The organism is Amycolatopsis eburnea (assembly GCF_003937945.1).
Lineage (GTDB): Bacteria > Actinomycetota > Actinomycetes > Mycobacteriales > Pseudonocardiaceae > Amycolatopsis > Amycolatopsis eburnea.
The window spans coordinates 746,826-770,646 of sequence record NZ_RSEC01000059.1; the positions used below are offsets into that span (position 1 = coordinate 746,826).

At 72.5% G+C, this 23,821-nt stretch carries 22 protein-coding genes; 13 read left to right on the top strand and 9 right to left on the bottom strand.

Annotated elements, in window-relative coordinates; translation table 11 throughout:
• Positions 1-100 precede the first annotated feature (100 nt).
• Entirely contained in the window at positions 101-1,255 is a 1,155-nt protein-coding gene (locus EIY87_RS35445; protein ID WP_125314251.1) for a toll/interleukin-1 receptor domain-containing protein, read from the top strand.
• A gap of 87 nt (positions 1,256-1,342) precedes the next feature.
• A complete protein-coding gene (locus tag EIY87_RS35450; protein WP_125314252.1) occupies positions 1,343-1,825 on the top strand; it encodes a TspO/MBR family protein in 483 nt (160 codons plus the stop codon).
• A 10-nt stretch (positions 1,826-1,835) separates the two neighbouring features.
• Here EIY87_RS35450 and EIY87_RS35455 read toward each other — a convergent pair whose 3' ends face one another.
• Both EIY87_RS35455 and EIY87_RS35460 read right to left on the bottom strand, forming a co-directional pair.
• Positions 1,836-3,338 (bottom strand): phosphodiester glycosidase family protein, encoded by a 1,503-nt coding sequence (locus tag EIY87_RS35455; protein WP_158641422.1) that lies wholly within the window; start codon positions 3,336-3,338, stop codon positions 1,836-1,838.
• A 68-nt stretch (positions 3,339-3,406) separates the two neighbouring features.
• Positions 3,407-3,685 carry a hypothetical protein gene (locus EIY87_RS35460; RefSeq protein WP_125314254.1) on the bottom strand — a complete coding sequence of 93 codons (279 nt, stop codon included), beginning with the start codon at positions 3,683-3,685 and terminating at the stop codon, positions 3,407-3,409.
• 138 nt (positions 3,686-3,823) lie between these two features.
• Here EIY87_RS35460 and EIY87_RS35465 point away from each other — a divergent pair, with 138 nt between their 5' ends.
• Together EIY87_RS35465 and EIY87_RS35470 are read left to right on the top strand one after the other, a co-directional pair.
• Entirely contained in the window at positions 3,824-4,201 is a 378-nt protein-coding gene (locus EIY87_RS35465; protein ID WP_125314255.1) for a hypothetical protein, read from the top strand.
• 193 nt (positions 4,202-4,394) lie between these two features.
• Positions 4,395-5,840, top strand: coding sequence for an aldehyde dehydrogenase (locus EIY87_RS35470; protein ID WP_125314256.1), 1,446 nt, complete (start codon positions 4,395-4,397; stop codon positions 5,838-5,840).
• 10 nt (positions 5,841-5,850) lie between these two features.
• Here EIY87_RS35470 and EIY87_RS35475 read toward each other — a convergent pair whose 3' ends face one another.
• The 6 genes from EIY87_RS35475 to EIY87_RS35500 all read right to left on the bottom strand — a co-directional run bounded on the left by EIY87_RS35475 (position 5,851) and on the right by EIY87_RS35500 (position 11,404).
• The gene (locus tag EIY87_RS35475) at positions 5,851-7,095 is read right to left on the bottom strand and encodes an exonuclease domain-containing protein (RefSeq protein ID WP_125314257.1); all 1,245 of its coding nucleotides are present in this window, start codon (positions 7,093-7,095) and stop codon (positions 5,851-5,853) included.
• Positions 7,092-7,796, bottom strand: coding sequence for a DUF6218 family protein (locus EIY87_RS35480; protein ID WP_125314258.1), 705 nt, complete (start codon positions 7,794-7,796; stop codon positions 7,092-7,094). The genes EIY87_RS35475 and EIY87_RS35480 overlap by 4 nt, the downstream gene beginning before the upstream one ends.
• A gap of 79 nt (positions 7,797-7,875) precedes the next feature.
• The gene (locus EIY87_RS35485; RefSeq protein ID WP_125314259.1) at positions 7,876-8,796 is read right to left on the bottom strand and encodes a VOC family protein; all 921 of its coding nucleotides are present in this window, start codon (positions 8,794-8,796) and stop codon (positions 7,876-7,878) included.
• Between the two features lie 16 nt (positions 8,797-8,812).
• Complete coding sequence (locus EIY87_RS35490; RefSeq protein ID WP_125314260.1) at positions 8,813-10,009, bottom strand: acyl-CoA dehydrogenase family protein; 1,197 nt, start codon at positions 10,007-10,009, stop codon at positions 8,813-8,815.
• A gap of 25 nt (positions 10,010-10,034) precedes the next feature.
• Positions 10,035-10,565 (bottom strand): flavin reductase family protein, encoded by a 531-nt coding sequence (locus tag EIY87_RS35495; protein ID WP_125314261.1) that lies wholly within the window; start codon positions 10,563-10,565, stop codon positions 10,035-10,037.
• Complete coding sequence (locus EIY87_RS35500) at positions 10,562-11,404, bottom strand: fumarylacetoacetate hydrolase family protein (protein WP_125314262.1); 843 nt, start codon at positions 11,402-11,404, stop codon at positions 10,562-10,564. The genes EIY87_RS35495 and EIY87_RS35500 overlap by 4 nt, the downstream gene beginning before the upstream one ends.
• 101 nt (positions 11,405-11,505) lie before the next feature.
• Between EIY87_RS35500 and EIY87_RS35505 the strand changes: the two genes are divergently transcribed.
• Genes EIY87_RS35505 through EIY87_RS35515 form a run of 3 tightly spaced genes read left to right on the top strand, consistent with a single transcriptional unit; the run spans position 11,506 to position 14,182 of the window.
• Entirely contained in the window at positions 11,506-12,198 is a 693-nt protein-coding gene (locus tag EIY87_RS35505) for a GntR family transcriptional regulator (RefSeq protein ID WP_125314263.1), read from the top strand.
• A complete protein-coding gene (locus EIY87_RS35510; RefSeq protein ID WP_125314264.1) occupies positions 12,195-13,238 on the top strand; it encodes an amidohydrolase family protein in 1,044 nt (347 codons plus the stop codon). The genes EIY87_RS35505 and EIY87_RS35510 overlap by 4 nt, the downstream gene beginning before the upstream one ends.
• Positions 13,235-14,182 carry an amidohydrolase family protein gene (locus EIY87_RS35515; RefSeq protein ID WP_125314265.1) on the top strand — a complete coding sequence of 316 codons (948 nt, stop codon included), beginning with the start codon at positions 13,235-13,237 and terminating at the stop codon, positions 14,180-14,182. Before EIY87_RS35510 ends, EIY87_RS35515 begins: the two co-directional genes overlap by 4 nt.
• Here EIY87_RS35515 and EIY87_RS35520 read toward each other — a convergent pair.
• Entirely contained in the window at positions 14,179-14,970 is a 792-nt protein-coding gene (locus tag EIY87_RS35520; RefSeq protein WP_225440233.1) for a LuxR C-terminal-related transcriptional regulator, read from the bottom strand. The genes EIY87_RS35515 and EIY87_RS35520 overlap by 4 nt on opposite strands.
• Before the next feature lie 92 nt (positions 14,971-15,062).
• On the opposite strand from EIY87_RS35520, the gene EIY87_RS35525 reads away from it, so the two are divergent.
• The 6 genes from EIY87_RS35525 to EIY87_RS35550 all read left to right on the top strand — a co-directional run bounded on the left by EIY87_RS35525 (position 15,063) and on the right by EIY87_RS35550 (position 23,740).
• Positions 15,063-16,748 carry an AMP-binding protein gene (locus EIY87_RS35525; protein WP_125314266.1) on the top strand — a complete coding sequence of 562 codons (1,686 nt, stop codon included), beginning with the start codon at positions 15,063-15,065 and terminating at the stop codon, positions 16,746-16,748.
• A 141-nt stretch (positions 16,749-16,889) separates the two neighbouring features.
• Positions 16,890-19,226 (top strand): molybdopterin cofactor-binding domain-containing protein, encoded by a 2,337-nt coding sequence (locus EIY87_RS35530; protein ID WP_125314267.1) that lies wholly within the window; start codon positions 16,890-16,892, stop codon positions 19,224-19,226.
• A gap of 11 nt (positions 19,227-19,237) precedes the next feature.
• Entirely contained in the window at positions 19,238-19,714 is a 477-nt protein-coding gene (locus EIY87_RS35535) for a (2Fe-2S)-binding protein (protein WP_125314268.1), read from the top strand.
• 127 nt (positions 19,715-19,841) lie between these two features.
• Entirely contained in the window at positions 19,842-20,300 is a 459-nt protein-coding gene (locus EIY87_RS35540; protein WP_125314269.1) for a DUF4231 domain-containing protein, read from the top strand.
• Positions 20,301-20,358: 58 nt separating this feature from the next.
• Positions 20,359-21,993, top strand: coding sequence for an AMP-binding protein (locus tag EIY87_RS35545; protein ID WP_191984383.1), 1,635 nt, complete (start codon positions 20,359-20,361; stop codon positions 21,991-21,993).
• A 112-nt stretch (positions 21,994-22,105) separates the two neighbouring features.
• Positions 22,106-23,740, top strand: coding sequence for a sigma-54-dependent Fis family transcriptional regulator (locus EIY87_RS35550; RefSeq protein ID WP_125314271.1), 1,635 nt, complete (start codon positions 22,106-22,108; stop codon positions 23,738-23,740).
• The last annotated feature ends 81 nt before the right edge of the window (positions 23,741-23,821 follow it).

Consider the following 23,821-nt stretch of genomic DNA (forward strand, 5'->3'; position numbering starts at 1 on the left):
CGGCCGGTTTCTTCGCGAGTACGGCCAATCGTTACGGAACGATTTTTCCGTGCGCGGTTAAACTGGTGAACGGTCCGCCCGTCGCCGGAGGTGAAAGACCATGGCCGCCATCTTCGTTTCGCACTCGTCGTCGAACAAGGCGATCGTCAAGCGCCTGGCGATGGACCTGGCCCAGCGCGGTTTCGAGGTGTGGTACGACGAATGGCGGCTCGACGTCGGGGCACGGCTGACCGAAACCATCCGCGCGAGCGTCGGCGCGTCGTCCTTCGTGCTCGTGGCCATGTCGGCCGAGATGCTGGCGTCGGACTGGGTGAAGCGGGAGCTGGACCAGGCGCTGGAAATGGAGCGCGCCGAAAAGCGCGACATCATCCTGCCGGTACGGTTGGACGATTCCGAACTGCCCGCCGATCTCGCCAACCGGTTGTACGCGGATTTCTCGCAAGGCAGTTATTTGCGCTCACTGCAAACCCTGTGCACCCAATTGCACCGGCAGCTCGACGGGCTCCCGGCGGGTCTCCCGCCGAACCGGGAGATCATCCCGCTGTTCGTCACCGGCGTGGTCGACCTCGACGTCGTGCAGCTCGACGAGCGGGCGGCCCAGCTGGTGGCCCGGCACGGCGCCGAGTACGTCGTCGACGCGTCCCAGTTCCGGCTTCCCGACGAGCCCGAGTACCAGAAACTGCGGGACCGCATGCTCGACCGGATGGAGAACCTGAAGGACGACCCGTACTACAGCGCCGACTTCGCGATCGACTTCCGCCACCGCTACGCGGCCGTCCTGCAGTACGAAGAAGCACTGCTGCGGAACCTGGCCACGCTGGTGACCAGGTGCGGCATCGCCGGTGGCCGCTTCGCGTTCGCGAGCGAGTCGTACCGCTGGTACTGGAAACTGATGCGCACCCGGATCTTCTCGCTGCTGTACCAGGTGCAGAACCCCGACCTGCCGGAGTCCGAAAAGGTCGGCTACGACGCGGCCAGGATGGACAGCCGCACCGAAGCCGTCTACGGCGTCGCCACGGCGGTGGGCGTGCACGTCATCGACCCGGTGACGCACGACTACTACTCGGTCGACATCGACGCCGCCTGCCGCATCGTCCAGGAGTGGCGGAAGGACTACTACGACGGACCGGAACGGCTGATGGCGGCCGGTCCGATGGACATGCTCGCGAAGTGGGTCATCCCGCAGGCCTTCGTGTACGACGGCAAGTTCGAGCACTGGGACGCCGCCGACCGGCTGCTCATCGGCCTCCGCTGAGCCGCACGCCCAGCGGCCGGGTTTGCGTGCCGAAGCTGTGGGTACCCCGCATCGACCGTGCATCGCGAGTCCTGGAGGAGAACCGACGTGACCACGCTGCCCCGCTCCCGCCCGGCCCCGGCGGCGGTCCTGGCCGGCTTCCTCGCCGCGGTGGCAGTGGTGGCCGTCGTGGGCGGGCTGGCTGCGACGCGGTCGAGAGAGGTCTACGGCGCGCTGGTCCAGCCACCGTGGGCGCCGCCGTCCTGGCTGTTCGGTCCGGTGTGGACGGTGCTGTACCTCCTGATCGCGATCTCGGGCTGGCTGTTCTGGCGCGCGGCGGGAACCCGGCGGGAGTTCACGTGGTACGCGGCCGGCCTGGTCCTCAACGCGGCGTGGACACCGCTGTTCTTCGCGGCGGGCGCGTACACACTCGCGCTGGTGGAGATCGTGGTCTTGGACGTCGTCGTCGCGGGCACGCTGGTGGTCTTCCGCCGCCGGTCACGGCTCGCGGCGGCGCTGCAGCTGCCGTACCTGGCGTGGACGCTGTTCGCGACGGCCCTGAACGCGGCGATCGTCGTGCTCAACCCCTGAGGGGGGCGGGTCACCGGCGGGGCAGCACCAGGACGGCGTCGCCGACCGGGCGCTCGCCGGTCGCGTCCGAGGGGGAGCTGACCAGCTTGCCGCCGATCGCCATCGCGGTCGAGCCGCCGCCGTCGAGGTTGATCGCCTCGACCGCGCCCAGGCGCTTGAGCAGTTCGGCGCCTTCGACCAACGACAGTCCCTCGGCGTAGCCGGGCTGCCGTCCGTCGGCCGTCACGATCAGCAGCCGGCCCCGGCGGTCGAGGCCGACCATCGTCCGCGGGTTGCGCTTGACGCCCCAGCCGTAGACGAACGACGGGTCGCCCGGGTGCACGATGCCGTCCGCCGCCGCGTTGACCGAGACGCGGCCGTCGCGGACCAGCCACGGGCCGCCGTTGACCACGCCCGCCGGGTGGACCGGGCGGCCGTCCGCGAAGATCCGGGTGTCGACGCGCAGCCGGGTGCCCGGCCGGGCGTGCGCGGTCAGCCAGGCCGCCGCCGCGCCGATGCCCTGGACGGTGTGGCCGGCCGCGGGCACGTCGCCGCCCGTCGGGCGCACCGCGGTGACCACGTCGTGGGCGTCGAGGACGGCTTCGACGCCGTCGCCCGCCGGGGTCGGGGCGCCGAGCTGCGGGGTGAACAGCACCAGCTCGTCCGGGTGGGTGCAGGTCGTGTCGTGCAGCGGCCGGTCGGTGGGGACGTCGCCCGGCTCGCCGCAGTTGCGGATGACGCCCGGCTTGCGGTTGACGCCGTTGACCGGGTGGCCGCCGACGGTGATCGCGGTGCGCGGGACGCCGATCGACGGGCGCTCGCCCAGCAGCAGCGCCGGACGGCCGGTGGTGGCTTCGCTCTGCAGCACGCCTTGGTAGACGCCGGCGCCGGCGGGCTCGCCGGGGATGCCGTCGCGCGGGTCGATGACGAAGAAGCCGCCGTTGGTCCCGACGAGCGCACCGGCGGCGGCCGCCAGCGCCGACGTCGTGCGCCGCCCGGCCACGGACTCCCCGTGCGAGGCGGCGACCCGCCCGGTGAACCGCTTCGGGTCGACGACGGCGACGCGCACGCGCTGCGGGCCCCCGGCCGCGGGGCCGTCCTGCCCGGTCCATTCGACGCTGCCGGTGAACCCGTTCGCGCTCAGGGCGCTCGCGGTGGCGGCGGCCTGTGCTCGGTCGGTGAAGGAGCCGACCCGCACGCGCCAGCCGAGCGCGCCGCGGGGCGTGTCGGCGAAGGCGGGCCAGTCGACCTGTTCGGCGCGGGCGGCGAAACCCTTGCCGCGCAACGCCGTCACCAGTGCTTCGGCGTGCTCCCGGGTGCCGAGCGCGGCGGGTGGCGCGTCCGGGTCGGGGCTGGAACCGCCGGGCACCTGCGTGGTGACCGTCCACGTGTTGTGGCCGGTCCCCTCGCCGGTGACGGTGGTGGCGACCGTCACGCCCGGCGCGAGCTCCAGGGCTCCGGCGGCGGCCGGCGTGCTCAGCGCGGCGGTGAGGACGGCGGACAGGAACAGCGCGGCGGGCAGCTTCGGCTTCACGCGGGGCAACGTACCGGGCGGAGGTGGCTCGTTCGCGGGTTCCGGCCGAATTCCCGGTGTCCCCGGGGCTAGCGTTCGCCGGCGAGGAACTCGGCGGCCCACCGGTGCGCCGTCGCGCAGGCCTCGGCCTCGCTGCCGCGGAAGTGGTCGACGACCTCGCCGCCGGACCACAGCATGAGCGCGACCGTACCGGGGCTGATGGGCGTGAGACCGACGAGCCGCCGGTGGCCGTCCCGCTCGAGAGCGCGTTCGGCGGTGAGCCACTGCCCGGTCGTGCCGGTGCGGGTGACCTCCCAAGCCGGGTCGGCGGCCAGCTCGGCCACGGAGCGCGGTGCTTCGGCGTGCATGGGCCCAGCCTGGCACAAACCGGGCCGCGAGGTGATCACCCGGTGAACGGAAGCTGAACTCGCCGCGTGTTCCGGCCGGTGGCGCGGGGTTTCGCATACGGTGTGCCGACCTGGGGGCCGCGACCGCAGGGAGCCGTGATGCCGACCCGCACGACCGTGGCCGACTGGACGATCACCGCGTCCGGCGACACCGCGACGTTCACGCACGCCTCGACACCCCCGCGCGTCTGGCACGGCCGCGGGTTCGCGATCGCCGAGGCCGACCTCGCCGCGCTGGACAAGGCGCTGGGCGAAGTGATGAAGCTCCCGGTCTACTGGCTGGCCCGCGGCCGCCGCGACGCGGGAGCGGGCGACGCGGCGGTGTGGTCGGAGCCGCGCCACGACCCGGCGGACGGGTCGGTCCACCTGGCGGGCCCGTGCCGGGTGGAGGAGGCGGGGTTCGCCATAGACCTGGTCCACCTGCGGGGGCTGCGGATCCGGATCGCTTCGTTCCGGGCGGCGGGGGCGCATCGCTGACGTGCGGCTCGGCCGGTGACAGCCGTGTCGCTTGAACCGGCGGCCGAGCGCATGCCGGTCCGCTGCGACCCGGCCCGCGCCGCGGGGGCGCACCGCTGACCCGGCGCCCGAAGTACCGCAAGAACGGATAATCCCCGGCGCCCGGGCGCTGCTTTACTGGCGGCACTGCCCGGTCGAAGGACGGAGTCGGACCGTGGACCTGGTCTACGAATCCCTGTACATCGGCGGCAAGTGGGTCGCGCCGGCTTCGGCTCGGGCCATCGAGGTCGTCTCCGCCAGCACCGAAGAGGTCATCGGGCGGGTGCCGGAGGCGGTCGAGGCCGACATCGACGCGGCCGTGGCCGCCGCGCGGGCCGCGTTCGACGATCCCGTCGGCTGGAGTTCCTGGGAGCCGGGGGAGCGCGCGGCCGTGATGGAGCGGCTGGCGGTCGCGCTCGACGCGCGCGCCGGGGAGATCGCGCGCCGGGTGAGCAGCCAGAACGGACTGCCGATCTCGATCGCCAACGCCGTCGAGGGCGGGTTCCCGCAGCTGATCCTGCGCTACTACGCGGGCCTGATCCGCACTGCCGTGCTCGACGAGGCGCGGGACGGGCTGCTCGGCGGCAAGGTCCGCGTGCGGCGGACGCCGGTCGGCGTGGTCGGCGCGATCGTGCCGTGGAACCTGCCGATGACGCTGGCCGCGTTCAAGCTCGGCCCGGCGCTGGCGGCGGGGTGCACGCTGGTCCTCAAGCCGAGCCCGGGCACGGTGCTGGACGCGCAGCTGTTCGCCGAAGCCGTCGACGAGGCCGGCTTCCCGCCGGGCGTGGTCAACGTCGTGCAGAGCGGCCGCGAAGGCGGTGCCCACCTGGTGTCGCACCCGGGCGTGGACAAGGTCGCGTTCACCGGCTCGACGGCGGCCGGGCGGCAGATCGCCGAGACGTGCGGCCGGCTGCTGCGCCCGGTCACGCTCGAGCTGGGCGGCAAGTCCGCGGCGATCGTGCTGGACGACGCCGACCTGACCGCCAACCCGCAGGACCTGTTCCTGTCGACGATGGTCAACAACGGCCAGACCTGCCACCTGACCACGCGCATCCTCGCCCCGGCGAGCCGCTACGACGAGATCGTCGAGACGTTCACCGGCTTCGCGGCGAGCCTCGCCGTGGGCGACGCCCTCGACCCGGCCACCCAGATCGGCCCGCTGGCCTCGGCGGCCCAGCGCGAGCGCGTCGAGGGCTACATCGCGAAGGGCCTGGCCGAGGGCGCCCGCCTCACCACGGGCGGCGGCCGCCCGGCCGGGCAGTCCCGCGGCTGGTTCGTCGAGCCGACGGTGTTCGCCGACGTCGACAACCACTCGACGATCGCCCGCGAGGAGATCTTCGGCCCGGTCCTGTCCATCATCAAGTACGAGACCGACGAAGAGGCGATCGCCATCGCGAACGACTCCCCGTACGGCCTCGGCGGCACGGTCTGGACCACCGACCCGGCCCGAGGCCAGGCGGTCGCGAGCCGGATCCGCACGGGCACGATCGGCGTCAACACGTACACGGTCGACCCGGCGGCCCCGTTCGGCGGCGTGAAGGACTCGGGGTTGGGCCGCGAGCTGGGGCCGGAGGGACTGACGGCGTACCAGGCACTGCAGACGATGCACCTGCCCAGCTGACCGGATCAGCTCATGGCTCGAGCTTGGCGAGCGCCTTGAGGAAAGCCGCCTCCGAGACCACGGGGACACCGCATTCACGGGCCCGCTTTGCCTTGCCCGACAGGGAATCCGGGTCGGCCGCGGCGAGCACCCGTGTCTGCTTGCTGACCGAGGTGGTGACGCGGACGCCGACCGCGGCGGCCTCGGCCACGATGTCGGCGCGGTCCCGCCGCATGGTCCCGGTGAGCACCACCTTGTCACCCGGCCGCAGGGTGAGGCCGCCGGCCTTCCGCTCGGGCGCCGGCACCGGCGCCCGCGCCGAGTCGCGTTCCTCGTCGAGGATCGTCTCGACGATGCCGGGATCGAGGGCCAGCAGCGTGGCGACCGTGAGCAGGTCCTTCCGCTCGTCGTCGGTGACCACCTGGTCGGCCCAGGCTTCGCGCGCCAGGTCGCGCAGGTAGCTGAGGTGCAGTGCCAGGACTTCGTTCTTGTGCAGTCCGAGGTCGTGGGCGACTTCGACGAGCGCGTCGCCTTCGGTCGCGGAGATCTGCCGGTCGAGCAAGGCGTCGTCGAGCATCGCGAAGTACGCGTCGGCCACCGGTTCGCCGTCCCGCGGCATCCGCTCGACGAGCCTGGCGAGGAAGTGCGGCTCGACCTGCCCGATCGCCGTGCGCTGGACGGTGCGGACCGCACCCGGCTCGAACCGTGGCCAAGCCCACTGAGCGGCACGGAGCTGGGTTTCGGTCGTGGCGACCGCGTTCGGTGCGGTCCGCAGGAGGAACCCGAGCAGGTCGCCGGCTCCTCGTGCGTCGTCCAATGCGGTGTGCCACGAGCGCTCGGACAGCCTGGCGGCGGCGCAGCAGTCGATCAAGGACCGCCCGGAACCCAGCCGCGCCCGGCCCGCTGCGCGCATGGTGCAGAGCCCGGCGTCGCTTTCGAACGGCGTGTCGATGCCGAGGCGGCCGAATTCCGCACGCAGGTGCATCGCGTCGAACGCCCAGTTGTGCGCGACCACCACACGCCCGCTCAGTCGCCGGACGAGCTCCCCGGCGAGGTCCCCGAACCGGGGCGCCCGGCGTGCGTCGGCGGCCCGGATGCCGTGGATGGCCTGGGGACCCAGATCTCGATCGGGATTGACGAGCGTCACCCACTCGTCGGTGGTGCGCCCGTGCGGGTCCACGTGGACGACCGCGATCTCCGCGATGCGGTGGTGCCAGCCGGTGCGGATCCCGGTCGTCTCGGTGTCGATGACGGCGTAGCCGTGCACGGGCTTCACAGCGGCAGCCGGTTGGTGCCGGCGGCCTGAACCGCGGCCAGCCACCGGGGCGGCAGTGGCTCGGCGTCTCCGTGCTCGGCCTGGACGTAGTTGCGCCGGCCTTTCACCTGCTCGGTTTCCGCCCAGACCGACACCAGCCAGCGCAGCGTGCGCGCGACCGACAGGACTTCGGACACCACGGGTGTCCCGGGCGCGGGCGAGATGCGGGCCACTCGCTGCAGTGACGCGAAGTCCTCGATCTCGGTGTCGAGCGGGAGGTCGTGCGTCCACTGCAGCGGGGTGATCGTCTTGCTTTCCCGGCGGGCGGCCTCGACCGTGCGGTCATACCGCAGTCGTCGCTGGGCGGCTTCGCGGAACGCCTCCACCGGCGAAAACAGCTGGCGCTGCCACCAGCCGTCCTCGATGCCGGAGTCCGCCGCGGCGGTCAACCGCTTGAGCCAGTCCTGCACTTCCTCCGGATGGACCGCCGCGATCGCCCGCCGTTCGATGAGGCTGAGGAGACGCCGTGCCGCGTCGGGTGCGGTGAACGCCTCGGCCACGGGAACGAGCCAGGCCCCGGTGGGGTCGCCACCGGGGCTCACGTGCCAGGTCGCCAGGACTTCGGCGCCCTGGTCACCGGTGCCCACACAGAGCACCGCGCTTCCCGGCGCTCGCAGTGCCTCGAGCTTTTCGAACGGTTCCACTGTGGTCAGGTCCGTCACCGACCGCCTCCTTCGTCGACCGACATCAAGTCGCCGACGCGGGCGGGTTGTTACACCCGGCTGACGGGGGCCGGCTCCCTCACGCGCCGTCGTGGGCGTCGGTCATCAGCTCCGCCAGGTCCTCCGGTGCCAGGAACGACGGCGGGGGCGGCGGCCCCCACGCGTACAGGCTCTTTTCCCCGGCGACCACCCGGGGTTCCCAGAGCTGGTCCTCGAGGATGCAGTCGATGTCGGAGTAGTACTCGGAAAAATTGCCGGCCGGGTCGCGCAGGTACCAGAAGAAGTTCGAGCCGATGTAGTGCCGGCCCAGGCCCCACGTGTGGCGCTCGGGGTGGCCCCGCAGCATCGCGGTCGCGCCGCGGCCGACCTCGTCCACGTCGTCGACCTCCCACGACGTGTGGTGCAGGAAGCTCACCGGGGCCTGCTGCACCAGCACGTTGTGGTGGTCGGTCGAGCAGCGCATGAACGCGGCCAGCCCCGGGGCCTCGTCGCTGACCTTGAAGCCCAGGCCCTCGGTGAAGAACCGCTGCGTCGCGGCCTGGTCGGTCGAGCCGAACACGACGTGGCCGAGCTTGCGCGGGCGCACCGGTGGCTCGCGGTCGATGCCGGGTGCGCGGGTGTTGGCCCGCCGGATCGTGCCGGGCTGGTTGTACGCCACCGGTTCCGGCGGGTCCTGGCGCAGCCGCGGCGCGACCGACACGACGACGTCGAGCCCGGTGACCGGGTCCTTGGTGCACAGCCGGTCGCCATCGATGCGGCTTTCAACGTCGAGCCGGGCCAGGGACGCGGTGATGCGGCCGAGGTCGTCCGGGTCGTCGGCGCCGATGCCGAGCGTCAGCAGGCGGCGCTGCCGGGACTGGCGCAGTTCGAGCTGCTCGCCGCCGTCGGCGGTGGCGAAGCCGGAATCGGTCGGTGTCAGGCCGAATTCCGTGTAGTACTTGGCGGTTTCGTCGACGTCCGGGACGCCGATGGTGATCTTGGTGAGGCGGTGCAGGCTCATGCCGGTTCCTCCCGGGTCAGACGAGCGGGGTGATCTGGTCTTCGCGCCCGAGCAGCGCCTTGCCGTAGACCTCGTAGTTGACCGCGGGCAGCACGATCGCGTGCCGCGCGGCGACCGCCGAGTCGCGCCAGATCCGCTGCAGCGGGTTGACCTCGGCGAAGCTGCCCGCGCCGTGGGCCGACAGCAGGACGTCGATCGCGCGGGTGATGTTCTCGACGGCCCAGCCGGTGTCGGCGCGGGTGCGGGCCCGCACTTCGACGCCGGGGTAGGTGCCCGCCGCCGACGCCGCGTCGATGTCGTCGGCCGCGCGGTAGGCGTGCAGGTGGGCGGTGTCGATCCGCATCGCCGCTTCGGCGAGCTGGAGTTGGAAGGCGACCGACTCCGCCTGCGTCGCGTACGTCGTGTAGGAGATCGCCTTGCGGGAAGCCTTCTCGCGCACCAGCTTCAGCGCCTTGCGGCCGAGGCCGAGCTGCGGGCCGGCCAGCACCAGCGTGAGCACGGGGACCAGCGCGGCGCGGAACACCTCCTCCGCCGGATCGCCGTTCGCGTACGTCCCGCCGATCGCGGGCGGCACCGACAGCACGCGGTGCGCGGGCACGAAGACGTCGTCGGCGATCAGGCAGTTGGACCCCGACGAGCGCATCCCGGCGACGAACCAGGTGTCCTCGAAACCGAGGCCGGTGCGGGGGAGCAGGGCCATGCCCTGGTCGACGACCTCGCCGCGTTCGTCGGTCAGCGGGAGGCCGAGGACGGCCCAGTCGGCGTGCCAGGAGCCGGAGTTGTAGTACCAGCGGCCGGTGACGCGCCAGCCACCGTCCACTTTGGTCGTCTCGGCGGTCGGCGAGAGCACGCCGGACACCTTCGCGTCCGGGTTCACGCCCCGGACGTCGTCCTGCGCCTGCGGGCTGAACAGGCCGGCCAGCCACGCGCAGACGTTGCTCAGCGCGACCACCCAGGCGGTGCCGCCGTCGGCTTCGGCGACCGCGGCGGAGACGTCGAGCATCGCGCGGACCGGGAGCCCGTACCCGCCGTAGCGCCGGGGCTGGGCGATCTTGAACGCGCCGACGCCGGTCAGCGCGGCGATGCTCTCCTCGACCACGCGCCGGTCGGCCTCGCCCTGGGCGGCGTTGCGCTCCAGCAGCGGCTGGATGTCGGCGATGCGGGCGAGGAGCTGGTCGAGGGTGGGCGCGGGCTGTTCGGTCGCGAGGGTCATGACGGCGTTGTCCTTCCGTGGCGGGTCAGCGGGCGCAGGCGGCGATCTGGTCGGTGATGCGGGGGCGGGGCCGCTCGGCGTAGCGCGAGTGGGTGCCGAACGTGCGGTGGGCGTAGACGAGCGGCGGCAGTTCGGCCCGGCCGAGCGCGGTGACCAGGCCGAACAGCAGCAGGTGGTCGCCGGCCTCGACGGTCCGGTCCAAGTCGCAGGCCACCCAGCCGGCGGCGTCGCGCAGCCGGGGCAGGCCCTCGTCGGTGAACCACGCCGTTTCGCCGCCGAAGCGGTCGGCGCCACGGGTGGCGAACCGGACGGCGAGGTCGTCCTGGCCCTGGCCGAGCAGGTTCACGCCGAACCGGCCCGCGGCGAGGATTTCGGCCAGCAGCGCGGAACGCCGGTCGAACGCGACGCTCACCAGCGGCGGGTCCAGGGACAGCGAGGTGAACGAGCTGACGGTGGCGCCGCGCGGGCCGTCGGCGGCGGTCGTGGTGACGACCGTGACCGGCGCGCAGACCGCGGCCATCACCGCGCGGAACCGGTGGGCGTCCACAGTGGTCATGACGGTTCCGTGAACCGGTGGCGCATCGAGCCGATGCCTTCGACCGTCGTGACCAGCTCGTCCCCGGCGGCGAGGAACCGCTGCGGGCTGCGCGCCATGCCGACGCCGGACGGCGTACCGGTGAAGATCAGGTCGCCGGGGCGCAGCGGCAGGATCGCCGACAGCCGCGCGACCAGTTCGGGCACCGAAAAGATGAGGTCGCTGGTCCGGCCCTTCTGCACGGACTCGCCGTTGACCTCCGTGCTGAGTTCGAGGTTGTCGCGGTCGGCGAACTCGTCCGGCGTGACCAGCCACGGGCCGGTCGGGCCGAACCCGGGTGCGGACTTGCCGAGGCTGAACTGCGGCGCCGGGCCGGCCAGCTGCACGGTCCGGTCGGAGAGGTCCTGGCCCGCGGTCAGCCCGGCGACGTGGTCCCAGCCGCGCTCGGCGGGCACGTTCCGCGCCTCGCGGCCGATCACGGCGACGAGCTCGACCTCCCAGTCCACAGTGGACCCGGTGAGCGCGATCCCGCCGTACGGGCCGGTCAGGCAGCTGGGGAACTTCGTGAACACGGCGGGGGAGTCCGGCAGGCCGAGCCCGGATTCGGCGGCGTGGTCGCGGTAGTTCAGCCCGACGCCGAAGACCTGCGACGGCGTCGGCGACGGCGCCCGCAGCCGGGTCTCGTCGAACGTTTCGGCTTCGGGGTCGGCGAGACCGGCCGCCCAGGCGGTGAACTCGTCCCAGCGGGCGTAGACGGCATGGGGGTCGGCGGAGAAGCGCTGTCCGCTGGCGCGCTCGACGTCGAGGGCGCCGCCGGAGGTGAGGAGGACGAGCCTGCCGTCGAGATTGGCGATCCGCATGAGAAGTGCCTTTCGGTGGAGGAATCTCATACTCTGCCCGCCTTATCCGACTGTCAAGGCAAGAATCGATTCTTGCGCGAAGAGTGTGTTATCGTCTCGGCATGGCGAAGAGAGCGGGCGGCGAGAGCCTGGCCGTGTCGGTGTACACCCGGCTGCGGTCGGCGATCCTCAACGGCGAGCTGGCCCCGGGGGAGCGGCTGAAGCCCGCCGACCTGAGCACCGAGCACGGGGTCAGCTTGAGCGTCGTGCGCGAGGCGCTGGGGCTGCTCGCGGCCAAGGACCTCGTGCAGGTCGACCGCAACCGCGGGTTCCGCGTCACGCCGCTGTCGATGCAGGCGCTCACCGACCTGACCGAGGCCAGGGTGATCAACGAGGGCTCGGCGCTGCGGCTGTCCGTGCAGCGCGGCGGGGTCACCTGGGAGTCCGAGGTGCTGGCCGCGCACCACCGGCTCGCCGGGCAGCCGATGCTCCTGCCGGGCCCGCCGATGCGGCGCAACGAGGAGTGGGCCCGCGCGCACCTGGAGTTCCACCACACGCTGATCAAGGCGTGCGGCAACACGGTGCTGCTCGACCTCTGCACCCGCCTGTCCGACGCGGCGGAGCTCTACCGCGCCTGGTCCGGCCCCGGCGGCGAGGAGCGCCACCGCGACGTCGCGGGCGAGCACCAGGGCCTGGTGGACGCGGCGCTGGCGCACGACCCCGACCTGGCGGTCGCCCGGTTCGAGGCGCACGTCAACCGCACGCGCGAGATCCTGATGGAGACCAGCCTCTGCCTGCCCGGGAAGGACTCATGACCAAGACCGCGTTGACCGGCGTGCGCGTCTTCGACGGCACCGGCCTGACCGCACCGACGACCGTCGTGCTCGACGGGGCGGTGATCGGCGCCGACCCGGCCGGCGCCGAAACCTTCGACGGCGAGGGCGCCACGGTGCTGCCCGGGCTCTTCGACGCCCACGTCCACCTGCTCACCCCGGACGACCTGAGCGCGCTCGCCGCGCACGGGATCACGACCGCGCTCGACATGGCGTGCTGGCCCCGCGAGCGCGTCGACTCCTTCCGCGGCCGGGTGCCCGACATCCGCAGCGCGGGCGTGCCCGCGATCGGCCCCGGCGGCAACCACGCGAAGCTGCCCGGCATGCCCGCGGAGGCCATCCTGACCGCGGCCGGGCAGGCCGCGGAGTTCGTCGCGCGCCGCGTCGCCGAAGGGGCCGACTACATCAAGGTCGTCATCGAGGGCGACCTGCTCGACCAGGCGACGATCGACGCCGTGGTCGCCGAGGGCCAGGCGCACGGCAAGCTCACCGTCGCCCACGCGTCGTCGGTCGACGCCTACCGCCGCGCGGTGCGAGCCGGGGCCGACGTCGTCACCCACGTGCCGCGCGACGGTGTCCTCGACGCCGAAACCGCGGCGCGGATGGCCGAGCGGGGCCAGGTCGCCGTGCCCACGCTGACGATGATGGCGGCGCTCACGACCAAGCTCGGCGCCGAGGGCTACGACGCGAGTCGCGACTCGGTCTCGGTGCTGCACGCGGCCGGCGTGCCGATCCTCGCCGGCACGGACGCGTTCTCCGCGCCGATGTTGCCGTTCCCGGTCGTCCAGGGTGCGAGCCTGCACGAAGAACTGGGGCTGCTGGCCGGCGCCGGGCTGTCCGAAGTGGACGTCCTGCGGGCGGCCACCGAGCTGCCCGCACGTCACTTCCGGCTGCCCGATCGCGGGGCCGTGCGGGAAGGGCTGCGGGCGGACCTGGTGCTCGTCGACGGCGACCCGACCCGGGACATCACGGCGACGGCGAAGGTCCGCCGCGTCTGGGCGGCCGGCGAGGTGGTCGCGTGAGCGGGCTGGTCGACGTCCACGCGCACTTCCTCACCCCGGAGTACGTCGAAGCCGCGATCGCGGCCGGGCACGGCTCGCCGGACGGCATGCCGGGCTGGCCCACCTGGGACGCGGCGCGGCACCTCGAACTGATGGACCGCTGGGGTGTCGCGGTTTCCCTGCTGTCCATCTCCTCGCCGGGTGTCCACTTCGGCGACGACGCGGCCGCGCGGAAGCTCGCCCGGCACGTCAACGACACCGGCGCGGAGGTCCGCCGCGCGCACCCGGACCGGTTCGGGCACTTCGCGTCCCTGCCGCTGCCCGATGTGGACGGTGCGCTCGCCGAACTCGCCTACGCCGTGGACGAACTGGGCAGCGACGGCGTCACGATCGAGACCAACGCGGCCGGCCGCTACCTCGGCGACCCGGCGTTCACTCCCTTGTGGACGGAGCTGGCCCGCCGCCGGACGCCGGTGTTCGTGCACCCGACTTCACCGCCGCACGCCGAGGCGATCTCGCTCGGCAGGCCGCGGCCGATGATCGAGTTCCTCTACGACACCGGGCGCGCGGTCAGCGACCTCGTCTTCGCGGGCGTTCCGGCACGGCACCCGGACATCCCGTGGATCTTCACCCACGGCGGCGGCGTGCTGCCGCTGCTGGCCGAGCGGCTCGAGCTGTTCCGCACGGCGTTCACCGGGGAGGCGGGCGGCCCGACGGTGGCCGAGCAGATCGGCGAGCTGTGGTTCGACATCGCGGGCACGCCGTTCCCGCACCAGGTCCCGGCGTTCGAGCGCGCGTTCGGCACCGGCCGGCTGCTGTACGGCAGCGACTTCTGCTGGACCCCGCCGGCGGCGGTGGCCGCCCAGCTGGCGAGCATCGACGCCGCACCGCAGCCCGAGGGCACCACCTGGCGCGAGCTGACGACGCGCAACTGCGCGCGGCTGTTCCCCCGGCTCCGCGCTTAGGGCAGGACGCCGAGCCGGCGTGCTTCGAGGACCGCCTGCTGGCGGCGATGCACGCCGAGCTTCGCCATCGCGCTGCGCAAGTACGCCTTCACGGTCTCGGGTTTCAGCGCCAGCCGCGCGGCGGCTTCCGCGTTCGTGCAGCCCAGGGCCACCTCGCCGAGGACGTCGAGTTCCCGTGCCGACAACGACGTCTCCGGCGCGGCGGCCGGGCCGCCGAAGCGCTCGCACACCCGCAGCAGGCGGTCCCGCAGCGGACCCGGGGGCGCGTCGGCGGCGATGGCGGCCAGTTCCGCGCGCAGCCCGTCCGGGGTAGCCGCGCCCAGCAGTTCCAGGCGGTGGTCGACCTCGTCGCGGATCGCCAGCTCGCGCGCCACGCCGTCGGCGATGGCCAGCAGCGCGCCGGTCGCGCGGTCGCCCAGCGGGAGGTCGTCGCGGACCGCCGCGTACAGCACGCCGTCGACGCGGCCGCGGACCGCGACCGGGACGGCGACGGTCGCCTGGATGCCCTCGCCGAGCACCGGGTCGTCGTAGTCGTGGGTGATCGACCGCGCGGCCCGGTAGTCGGACACGCCGTGCGGGTGCTCCCGGGCGAGCACCGTCCCGCCGACGCCCTTGCCCGGCTCGACCAGCAGGTCGCGCAGCCCGTTCGTGCGCGCGCCGAGGAAGTGGGAGAGCACCAGGCGGCGGTCGCGCAGCTGGCCGGCGAAGGCCAGCGGCACCCCCGTGCGCTGCCGGATGCCGCGCAGGGCGCGCCGGTAGAGGTCGCCGTCGGCGGGCCGCAGCACCACGGTGGACCTCCTTTCGGGTACCCCCGCCCGGGGGTAGCCGGCGCGGTCGGGTGCTCCGGATGATACGGCCCCGCACTCGACGAGGAGAGCCCATGACTGCCGAGCCGTTCCGGTCCGCCCGCCGGTTCCTGCTTGACCACCGCGAAGACCACGACACGGCCGTCACCGGCTTCCGGTGGCCCGAACTGGCCGAGTTCAACTGGGCGCTCGACTGGTTCGACGCGCTGGCCGCCGACCCGGAGTCCGCCACGCGCCCCGCGCTGTGGCTGGTCGAGGAGGACGGCAGCGAAGCGAAGTACACGTTCGCCGAGCTGGCCGAGCGCTCGAACCGGGTCGCGAACTGGCTGCGCGCGCAGGGCGTCCGGCGGGGCGAGCGGCTGCTGCTCATGCTGGGCAACCAGGTGGAGCTGTGGGAGGTGCTGCTCGCGGCGATGAAGCTCGGCGCCGTGGTGATCCCCGCGTCCACCCTGCTCGGCCCGGCCGACCTGCCCGACCGCGTCACGCGCGGCCGCGTCCGGCACGTCGTGGCCCGCGACCGCGACACCGCCAAGTTCCCGGACGGCGGCTACACCCGGATCGCCGTCGGCGAGCCCGCCGACGGCTGGCTGGACTTCGCGCAGGCGTACGAGAGCGAGCCGGTCTTCACGCCGGACGGCCCGACCGCGGCCTCGGACACCCTGCTGCTGTACTTCACCTCCGGCACGACGGCGCTGCCGAAGCTGGTCGAGCACACGCACGCCAGCTACCCGGTGGGCCACCTGTCCACGATGTACTGGATCGGCCTCGAACCCGGCGACGTCCACCTCAACATCTCCTCGCCGGGCTGGGCGAAGCACGCGTGGAGCAACGTCTTCGCGCCGTGGAACGCCGGCGCCACGGTGTTCATCTTCAACTACGAACGCTTCGACGGGAAGGCGTTGCTGGCCCAGATGGACCGCTGCGGTGTGACGAGTTTCTGCGCGCCGCCGACGGTCTGGCGGATGCTCATCCAAGCCGACCTGACCGCGCTCAGGACGCCGCCGAAGAAGGTCGTCGGGGCCGGTGAGCCGCTCAACCCCGAGGTCATCGAGCAGGTCGAGCGCGCCTGGGGCGTCACGATCCGGGACGGCTTCGGGCAGACGGAAACCACGGTCCAGATCGCCAACGCGCCCGGTCAGCGGGTCAAGCCCGGGTCGATGGGCCGCCCGATGCCCGGTTACCCGGTCGTGCTCGTCGACCCGGCGACCGGCGAGCCCGGCGACGAGGGCGAGATCTGCCTCGACCTGCGCGAGCGCCCGCTCGGCCTGATGGCGGGCTACCGCGACGACCCCGAGCGCACCGCCGAGGTCATGCGCGGCGGTTTCTACCACACCGGCGACGTCGGCAGCCGCGACGAAGACGGCTACCTGACCTACGTCGGCCGGGCCGACGACGTGTTCAAGGCGTCGGACTACCGGATCTCGCCGTTCGAGCTGGAAAGCGTGCTGCTGGAGCACGAAGCCGTGGCCGAGGCCGCCGTCGTCCCGTCGCCCGACCCGGTCCGGCTGGCCGTGCCGAAGGCGTACGTCGTCCTCGCCGGCGGGCACCAGCCGGACGCGGACACCGCCGCCGCGATCCTGCGGTACGCGCGCGAGCACCTGGCGCCGTACAAGCGGATCCGGCGGCTCGAGTTCGCCGACCTGCCGAAGACCATCTCGGGCAAGATCCGCCGCGTCGAGCTGCGGGAACGCGAGGAGAAGCTGCACGCGGGGGAGGGGCCGGTCGAGGGCGAGTACGCCGAGCGCGACCTCATCGGCTGACGTCGAGGCAGGGTACGCACGGCGGCCCGCGCCGGGTGTCCAGAAGTTGAACACCCGGCGCGCTCCCCGGACGGCAAGGTGATCTCCCACCACCGCCCGAACCGGTGGGTTCCCTTCCCGCCACCTCGAAAGGGGAGCAGCGTGACCCTCAGCCACGACGCTCCGGACGTCGGCAGCGCGCCCCGGGGCGTCTCCCGGCGCGGATTCTTCGGTTACGTCCTCGCGGCAGGCACCCTGGTCGTCGCCGCGGACCTGGGGACGAGCACCCCGGCCGCCGCCGCGGTGCCGTCGCTGCCGCAGCCGCCCGAGCTCTACGACCTCAACGACGCGCTCACCGACGCCGCGCTGCCGACGTCGCAGCTCATCACCGTCACGGTGCACCCCGACGGCACGGCGTCGTTCGCGCTGCCGCGGGCCGAGGTGGGGCAGGGCATCACCACGTCGACGGCGATGATCATCGCCGAAGAGCTGGACCTGCCGGTGGAGCAGGTGCGCGTCACCCTCGCCCCGGCGCGGCCCGAGCTGCTGTTCAACCAGCTGACCGGCGGGTCCAACACGACGATCGCGACGTTCACGCCGATCCGCGTCGCCGCCGCGATCGCGAAGCAGCAGCTCCTCGAAGCGGCGGCGCTCCTGCTGGGTTCGAACGTCGCCCTGCTGGTGTCGAAAGCCGGGGTGATCAGCGCGCCGGACGGCTCGTCCGCGACCTACGGCGAGCTGGCCACCAAGGCCGCGGCGAGCGAGACCAAGCAGGTCACCCTGGACCCGAGCGCGCTCAAGTCCGCGTCGGAGTTCAAGGTGCTCGGCAAGCCGCGCAACCGCGTCGACGCGCTCGACATCGTGACCGGCCGCAAGCAGTTCGCGATGGACCTCGACGTCCCGGGTGCGCTGCCGACGATGGTCTGCCGCCCGCCGACGCTCAACGGCCGCCCGAAGGCGATCCTCAACAAGGCCGACGTCCTGGCACTGCCCGGCGTCACCGACGTCGCGCTCATCCCGACCGGCGTCGCCGTGCGCGCGGAGACGTTCGGCCAGTGCATCGACGGCGTCCGCGCGCTGCGCGTCGACTGGGGCCCGGGCAGCGTCGAAGGCCAGGACGACGCGTCGGTGCTGGCGAACTTGCGCAAGGCCGAGCTGCCGCTGGCCGTGCCGAAGGTGCCGCTGCTGACCAAGACCGTCGACGCGGACTTCGAGTTCATGTTCCGCTCCAGCGCCGCGCTCGAGCCCTACGCCGCGGTCGCCGACGTCCGGTCCGGCAGCGCCGAGATCTGGGCCGGGCTGAAGTCGCCGATCGTCGCCCAGAGCGAGGTCGCCCAGGCCGTCGGCCTGCCGCAGGACAAGGTGAAGGTGAACGTGATCACCGGCGGCGGCTCGTTCGGGCACAAGCTGTTCGGCGACCACGCGGTCGAGGCCGCGCACGCGTCGAAGGCGTTCGGCAAGCCGGTCCGGCTGATGTGGCACCGCGCCGACGAGCCGCGCCAGGGCCGGCTGCACCCGATGGCCACCTCGCGGCTGCGCGCGACGCTCCTGGCCGGCAACGTGCTGACGTTCGAGCAGCGCCACACCTCGGTCGAGACGTCGTTCCGGCACGGCCTCGGCGAAGCGCTCAGCTCGGTCGCGACGAAGCTGCCGACCGGGCTGGGCAACCTCGGCGTCGCGGAGACCATCTTCGCGCTCACGCAGGAGGTGCCGTACAACTTCGGCGTCGTCGACCAGTTGCTCACCGAGACCGACCAGCGCTTCAACACCGGCTCGATGCGCAACGTCTACTCCCCGGACGTCGGCTGCGCGGCCGAGCTGATGGTCGACATCCTGGCCAAGGCCGTCGGCAAGGATCCGCTGGACTTCCGGCTGGAGTTCCTCAAGAGCGACGTCGTCAAGGGCGTGCTGCGCAAGGTCGCCGAGGTCGGCGGCTGGGGGCGCGCGATGCCCGCGGGCTGCGCGCAGGGCATCGCGATCCACAAGGAGTACAAGGGCGCGAGCGCCTGCCTGGTCGAGATCGACTGCCGTCCGGAGACGGTGAACCGCAAGATCCGCGACGGCGTCGGCGGCCCCCGGGTGACGAAGGCGGTCGTCGCGATCGACGCCGGGCTCGTGGTGAACCCGCGGGGGCTGGAAGCTCAGATGATGGGCGGGTTCGCCGACGGGCTGGCGCTCGCGCTCACCAGCAGCGTCCACCTGAAGGACGGGCACTTCCTGGAAGCCAGCTGGGACAACTACTTCTACACCCGCCAGTGGAACGTGCCGACGGACTTCACGGTGGTGGTGACGCCGTCCCACGGCGACCAGCCGGGCGGGGCGGGCGAGGCGAGCGTCGCGTGTTCGTTCGCGGCCGTGGCGTGCGCGTACGCCCGCGCGACGGGGAAGGTCCCGAAGCGCTTCCCGATCAACCACGACGACCCGATCGGCTTCGAGGTCAAGTCGTTCGTCCCGCCCGTGCCCGCGTCGCCGGCCGACGGCCTCGACCACACCTACTGAGGAGGAACCCCTTGAGCAAGCACACCTTCGTCCTCAACGGGCAGCCGGTGACCGTCGACGTCGACGACGACGTGCGCCTGCTGTGGGTGCTGCGCGACGTCCTCGGCGTGCGCGGGCCCAAGTACGGCTGCGGCATCAACGTCTGCAAGGCGTGCACGTCGCACTTCAACGGCAAGGCGTTCAACCCGTGCTCGGTCCGGGTGGCCGACGTCAAGGCCACGGACGAGGTCACCACGATCGAGGGCCTGCCGGGCACGGTCGGCGCGGACCTGCACCCGATGCAGGAGGCGTGGCTGGAGAACGACGTCGCCCAGTGCGGCTACTGCCAGCCGGGACAGATCATGGCGGCGGTCGCGAAGGTGCGGCAGGTCCGGGCGGAGGGGCGGGAGATCACGGACAGCGACCTGGACGAGATCCGGAACGTCTGCCGGTGCGGGACGTACTCCCGGATCCGGGCGGCGATCAAGGCGGGCGCGGCCAAGATGTAACCGCGGTAGGCGTCGCGCGGGACCCGGCGGGTGTGGGAGCCCAAGGTGGTGGCCACGGCAGGGGCTGAGGTTGCCATGGTGGCCGGGATGGTGGTGATGGTCTGGTGAGGGTGGTTACTGTCGCGCCATGACTTCGCGTGCCGAGGGTGCTGTCGATCCGTGGGATGAGCCCGATCCCGCCTTGGCCGTCGCGTTGCGGGAGCTGGGGTGGTACCGGCGGAACGCCGATCGGAACCGGGTGGCGAACCGGGCCACCGAGGTCGCGCTGCTGCTCGGGTCCGCGGCCACGACGGTCGCCGCCGCGCTCGGGGCGGTTGCCTGGGTGACCGCCGTGCTGGCCGCGGCCACCCTGGTCGTCACCGGGTTGCGGCGGTCCTTCGACTGGCACGAGAACTGGGTCGAGTTCATCGGCCGCTGGTCGGAGCTGCGGAGCGTCGTCCACCAGTACCGCCTGCTGCCCGAAGACCGCCGCGGCGAGGCGGAGCGGCGGGCGTTGCTCGCCGCCGTCGACGAGATCGTCGCCTCGGAGGCCCAGCGGTGGGCCTCCCGGCGGCGCGAGCTGCAGGAAAACACCGGTCAGGGCTGACGCCGGTGTCCAGTTCTTGGACACCGGCGGCCGCAGCCCGGACGCGAGGATGGACCCCATGCTCAGTTACGCATCCGGCGCTTCCGAGGTCCCGCTGCTCGGGGACACCATCGGCGACAACTTCGACCGGACGGTAGCCGCGTTCGGGGACCGGGACGCCCTGGTCGACCGGACCGCCGGGCGCCGGTGGACCTACCGCGAACTCGCCGTCGAAGTCGACGCCCTCGCGCTGGGGTTGGTGGGGCGGGGGGTCGGGAAGGGTGACCGGGTGGGGATCTGGTCGCCGAACCGGGCGGAGTGGACGTTCCTGCAGTACGCGACGGCGAAGATCGGCGCGATCCTGGTGAACATCAACCCCGCCTACCGGTCGCACGAGCTGGAGTACGTGCTCAACCAGGCGGGGATCCGGTTGCTGGTCGCTTCGGATGCGTTCAAGACCTCCGACTACCCGGCCATGGTCGAGGAGGTCCGGGAGAAGTGCGCGGCGCTGGAGCACGTGGTGATCCTCGGTGGGCCGGATTGGCAGGCCCTGATGTCGGCGGGCGGGGACCCGGAGCAGCTGAAGCACCTGCAGGCCGGGTTGTCGGCGGATGATCCGATCAACATCCAGTACACCTCCGGGACGACCGGGTTCCCGAAGGGTGCGACGCTGTCGCACCACAACATCCTCAACAACGGGTTCTTCGTCGGGGAGCTGTGCAACTACACCGAGGCGGACCGGGTGTGCATTCCGGTGCCGTTCTATCACTGTTTCGGGATGGTGATGGGCAACCTCGCGTGCACCAGCCACGGTGCCTGCATGGTGATCCCGGCGCCGGCGTTCGACCCGAAAGCCACCCTGGAGGCGGTGGCGGCGGAGCGGTGCACGTCGCTGTATGGGGTGCCGACGATGTTCATCGCGGAGCTGAACCACCCGGACTTCGCGAGTTTCGACCTGTCGTCGTTGCGGACGGGGATCATGGCGGGGTCGCCGTGTCCAGTGGAGGTGATGAAGCAGGTCATCGACCGGATGGGCATGGGCGAGGTGTCGATCTGTTACGGCATGACCGAAACCTCCCCGGTGTCCACGCAGACCCGCGCGGACGACTCGATCGAGCGCCGGGTGTCGACGGTCGGGCGGGTGGGGCCGCACCTGGAGGTCAAGGTCGTCGACCCGGAGACCGGCCTGACCGTGCCGCGCGGCGAGCCGGGCGAGCTGTGCACCCGCGGGTATTCGGTGATGCTCGGCTATTGGGAGCAGCCGGACAAAACAGCGGAAGCGATCGACAAGGCGCGCTGGATGCACACCGGGGATCTGGCGGTGATGGACGGCGACGGCTACCTCAACATCACCGGCCGGATCAAGGACATGGTGATCCGCGGTGGGGAAAACCTGTATCCGCGGGAGATCGAGGAGTTCCTCTACACCCACCCGGACATCCTGGACGCGCAGGTCATCGGTGTCCCGGACGAGAAGTACGGCGAAGAGCTGATGGCCTGGATCCGGATGCGCGAAGGCGCCGAACCCCTCACGGCGGAGAAGGTGCGGGAGTTCTGTGAGGGCAAGCTGGCTCGCTACAAGGTCCCCCGCTACGTCCACGTCGTGGAGGAGTTCCCGATGACGGTCACGGGCAAGGTCCGCAAGGTCGAGATGCGCGAAAAGTCGATCACCCTCCTCGGCCTCGAGAAGGCCGCCGCCACCCGGCACGCCTGATTACGCCGATCGGGTGTTCTGGCACCGCCGTTCAGACCAGGTCTTCCATTTCGCCACCGAGTGCCATTACTGTCCCCCAAACGGACGCCGTCAGCGAGGAGGCGACGGGAACGTGCGGGAATCGACGTCGCTTCGCGCCGAGATCGCGTTGTCGTGGCGCCGGGCGCGCCTCGGCGGGGTCGCGCCGGACAACGCGCTCGAGCGGGCCGCGTTCCGGGCCGTCGACCGGTCCAGCCGGCTGGTCGTGGCCGCCCGGCCGGTCCTCGACGAGATGGCCGACCAGCTGCGCGGCACCCGGTTCTGCACGATCCTCGGCGACAGCTCGGCCAACATCGTCGACCGCTGGTGCGACGACACCGCCGTCGAGCACGCGCTCGACCGCATCGGCGCGCTGCCCGGGCGCTACTTCGCCGAGGAATCCGCGGGCACCAACGGCCTCGGCACCCCGCTCGAAGTCGGCCGCGGCATGGTCGTGCACGGCGGCGAGCACTACGTCGAGGCGCTCAAGGCGTTCAGCTGCTACGGCCACCCGATCTACCACCCGGTGACCCGCCGCATCGCCGGCGTCCTCGACATCACCGGCATCACCCGCGACGCCAACCCGATGCTGGCGCCGTTCCTCGTCCGCGCGGTCCGCGACATCGAGCGCCGCCTGCTGGAAGGCGCGCGGCTGTCCGAACGCCGGCTGCTGAACGCCTTCCAGACCGCCATGCGCGAATGCCCGGGACCGGTGCTGGTGTTCGGCGCCGACGTCGTGCTGATGAACCAGGCCGCCACCGACCTGCTCGACGCCGCCGACCACGGCGTGCTGCGGGCGCTCGCCCTCGACGGCCCGGACCGGGAATCCTGGACCCGGCGGCTGTCGCTCGGCTCGGGTGCGGGCGTGCGCGTGCTCGCCGAACGGATCCCCGGCACCGGCGACGGCACGCTGCTGCGGCTCGAACCCGACGCGGCGGCGCCCACCCCGGCCGTGCGAGAGTTCGATCCGTTGCGGCAGCTGCGTTCCCTGCGCGGCACGGGTGGCGCGGTCCTGATCGGCGGCGAGCCCGGAACCGGGCGCACGTCGGCGGCCCACGCGATCGCGGACGGCCGTGCGAGCACCGTCCTGGACGCCACCGACCTGCCCGTGCTCGGCGAAACCGCGTGGGCCCGCCGCCTCGACGAGGCCGCCGCGGGCGGCGACGTGCTCGTCGTCGAAGAGATCCACCTGCTCCCGCCCGTGTTGCGCGCGCGGCTGGTCCGGACGCTCGCCGCGCGGGGCGACCGCCCGACCGTCCTCATCGGACCCGCCGACGCGCGGTCGGCCCCGGAGACCGCGGGGCTCGCGTCGACCTGCCGGGCTGCCGTCGAACTGCCGCCGCTGCGCGAGCGCGCGGCCGAACTCCCCGCGCTGGTCAAGGAAATCACCGCGAAGCTCCGGCCCGGGTGCCGGCTGCGTTTCACCTCCAGCGCGGTCGCCGCACTGGCCGCGCAGCCGTGGCCGGCGAACCTGCGCGAGCTGGAAACGGTGCTGCGCCAGGTGATCGGGCGCCGCACGACCGGCGACGTCGTCCTCACCGACCTGCCACCGCAGTACCGGGCGGTGCCGAAGACGACCAACCTGGGTGGCCGCGAACGCGCCGAGCGCGCCGCGATCGTCGAAGCCCTGCGCGGCACGGACGGCAACAAGGTGCAGGCGGCCCGTCGGCTCGGCGTCAGCCGCACGACGCTCTACAGCCGGATGCGCGCGCTCGGCGTGCCCGGCTGAAACTGTCCAGAAACTGGGCAGGGGACCCCGCCGGATCGGGGTGACCATGACTCACGTCACACCGACGTGAGGAGAGCTCCC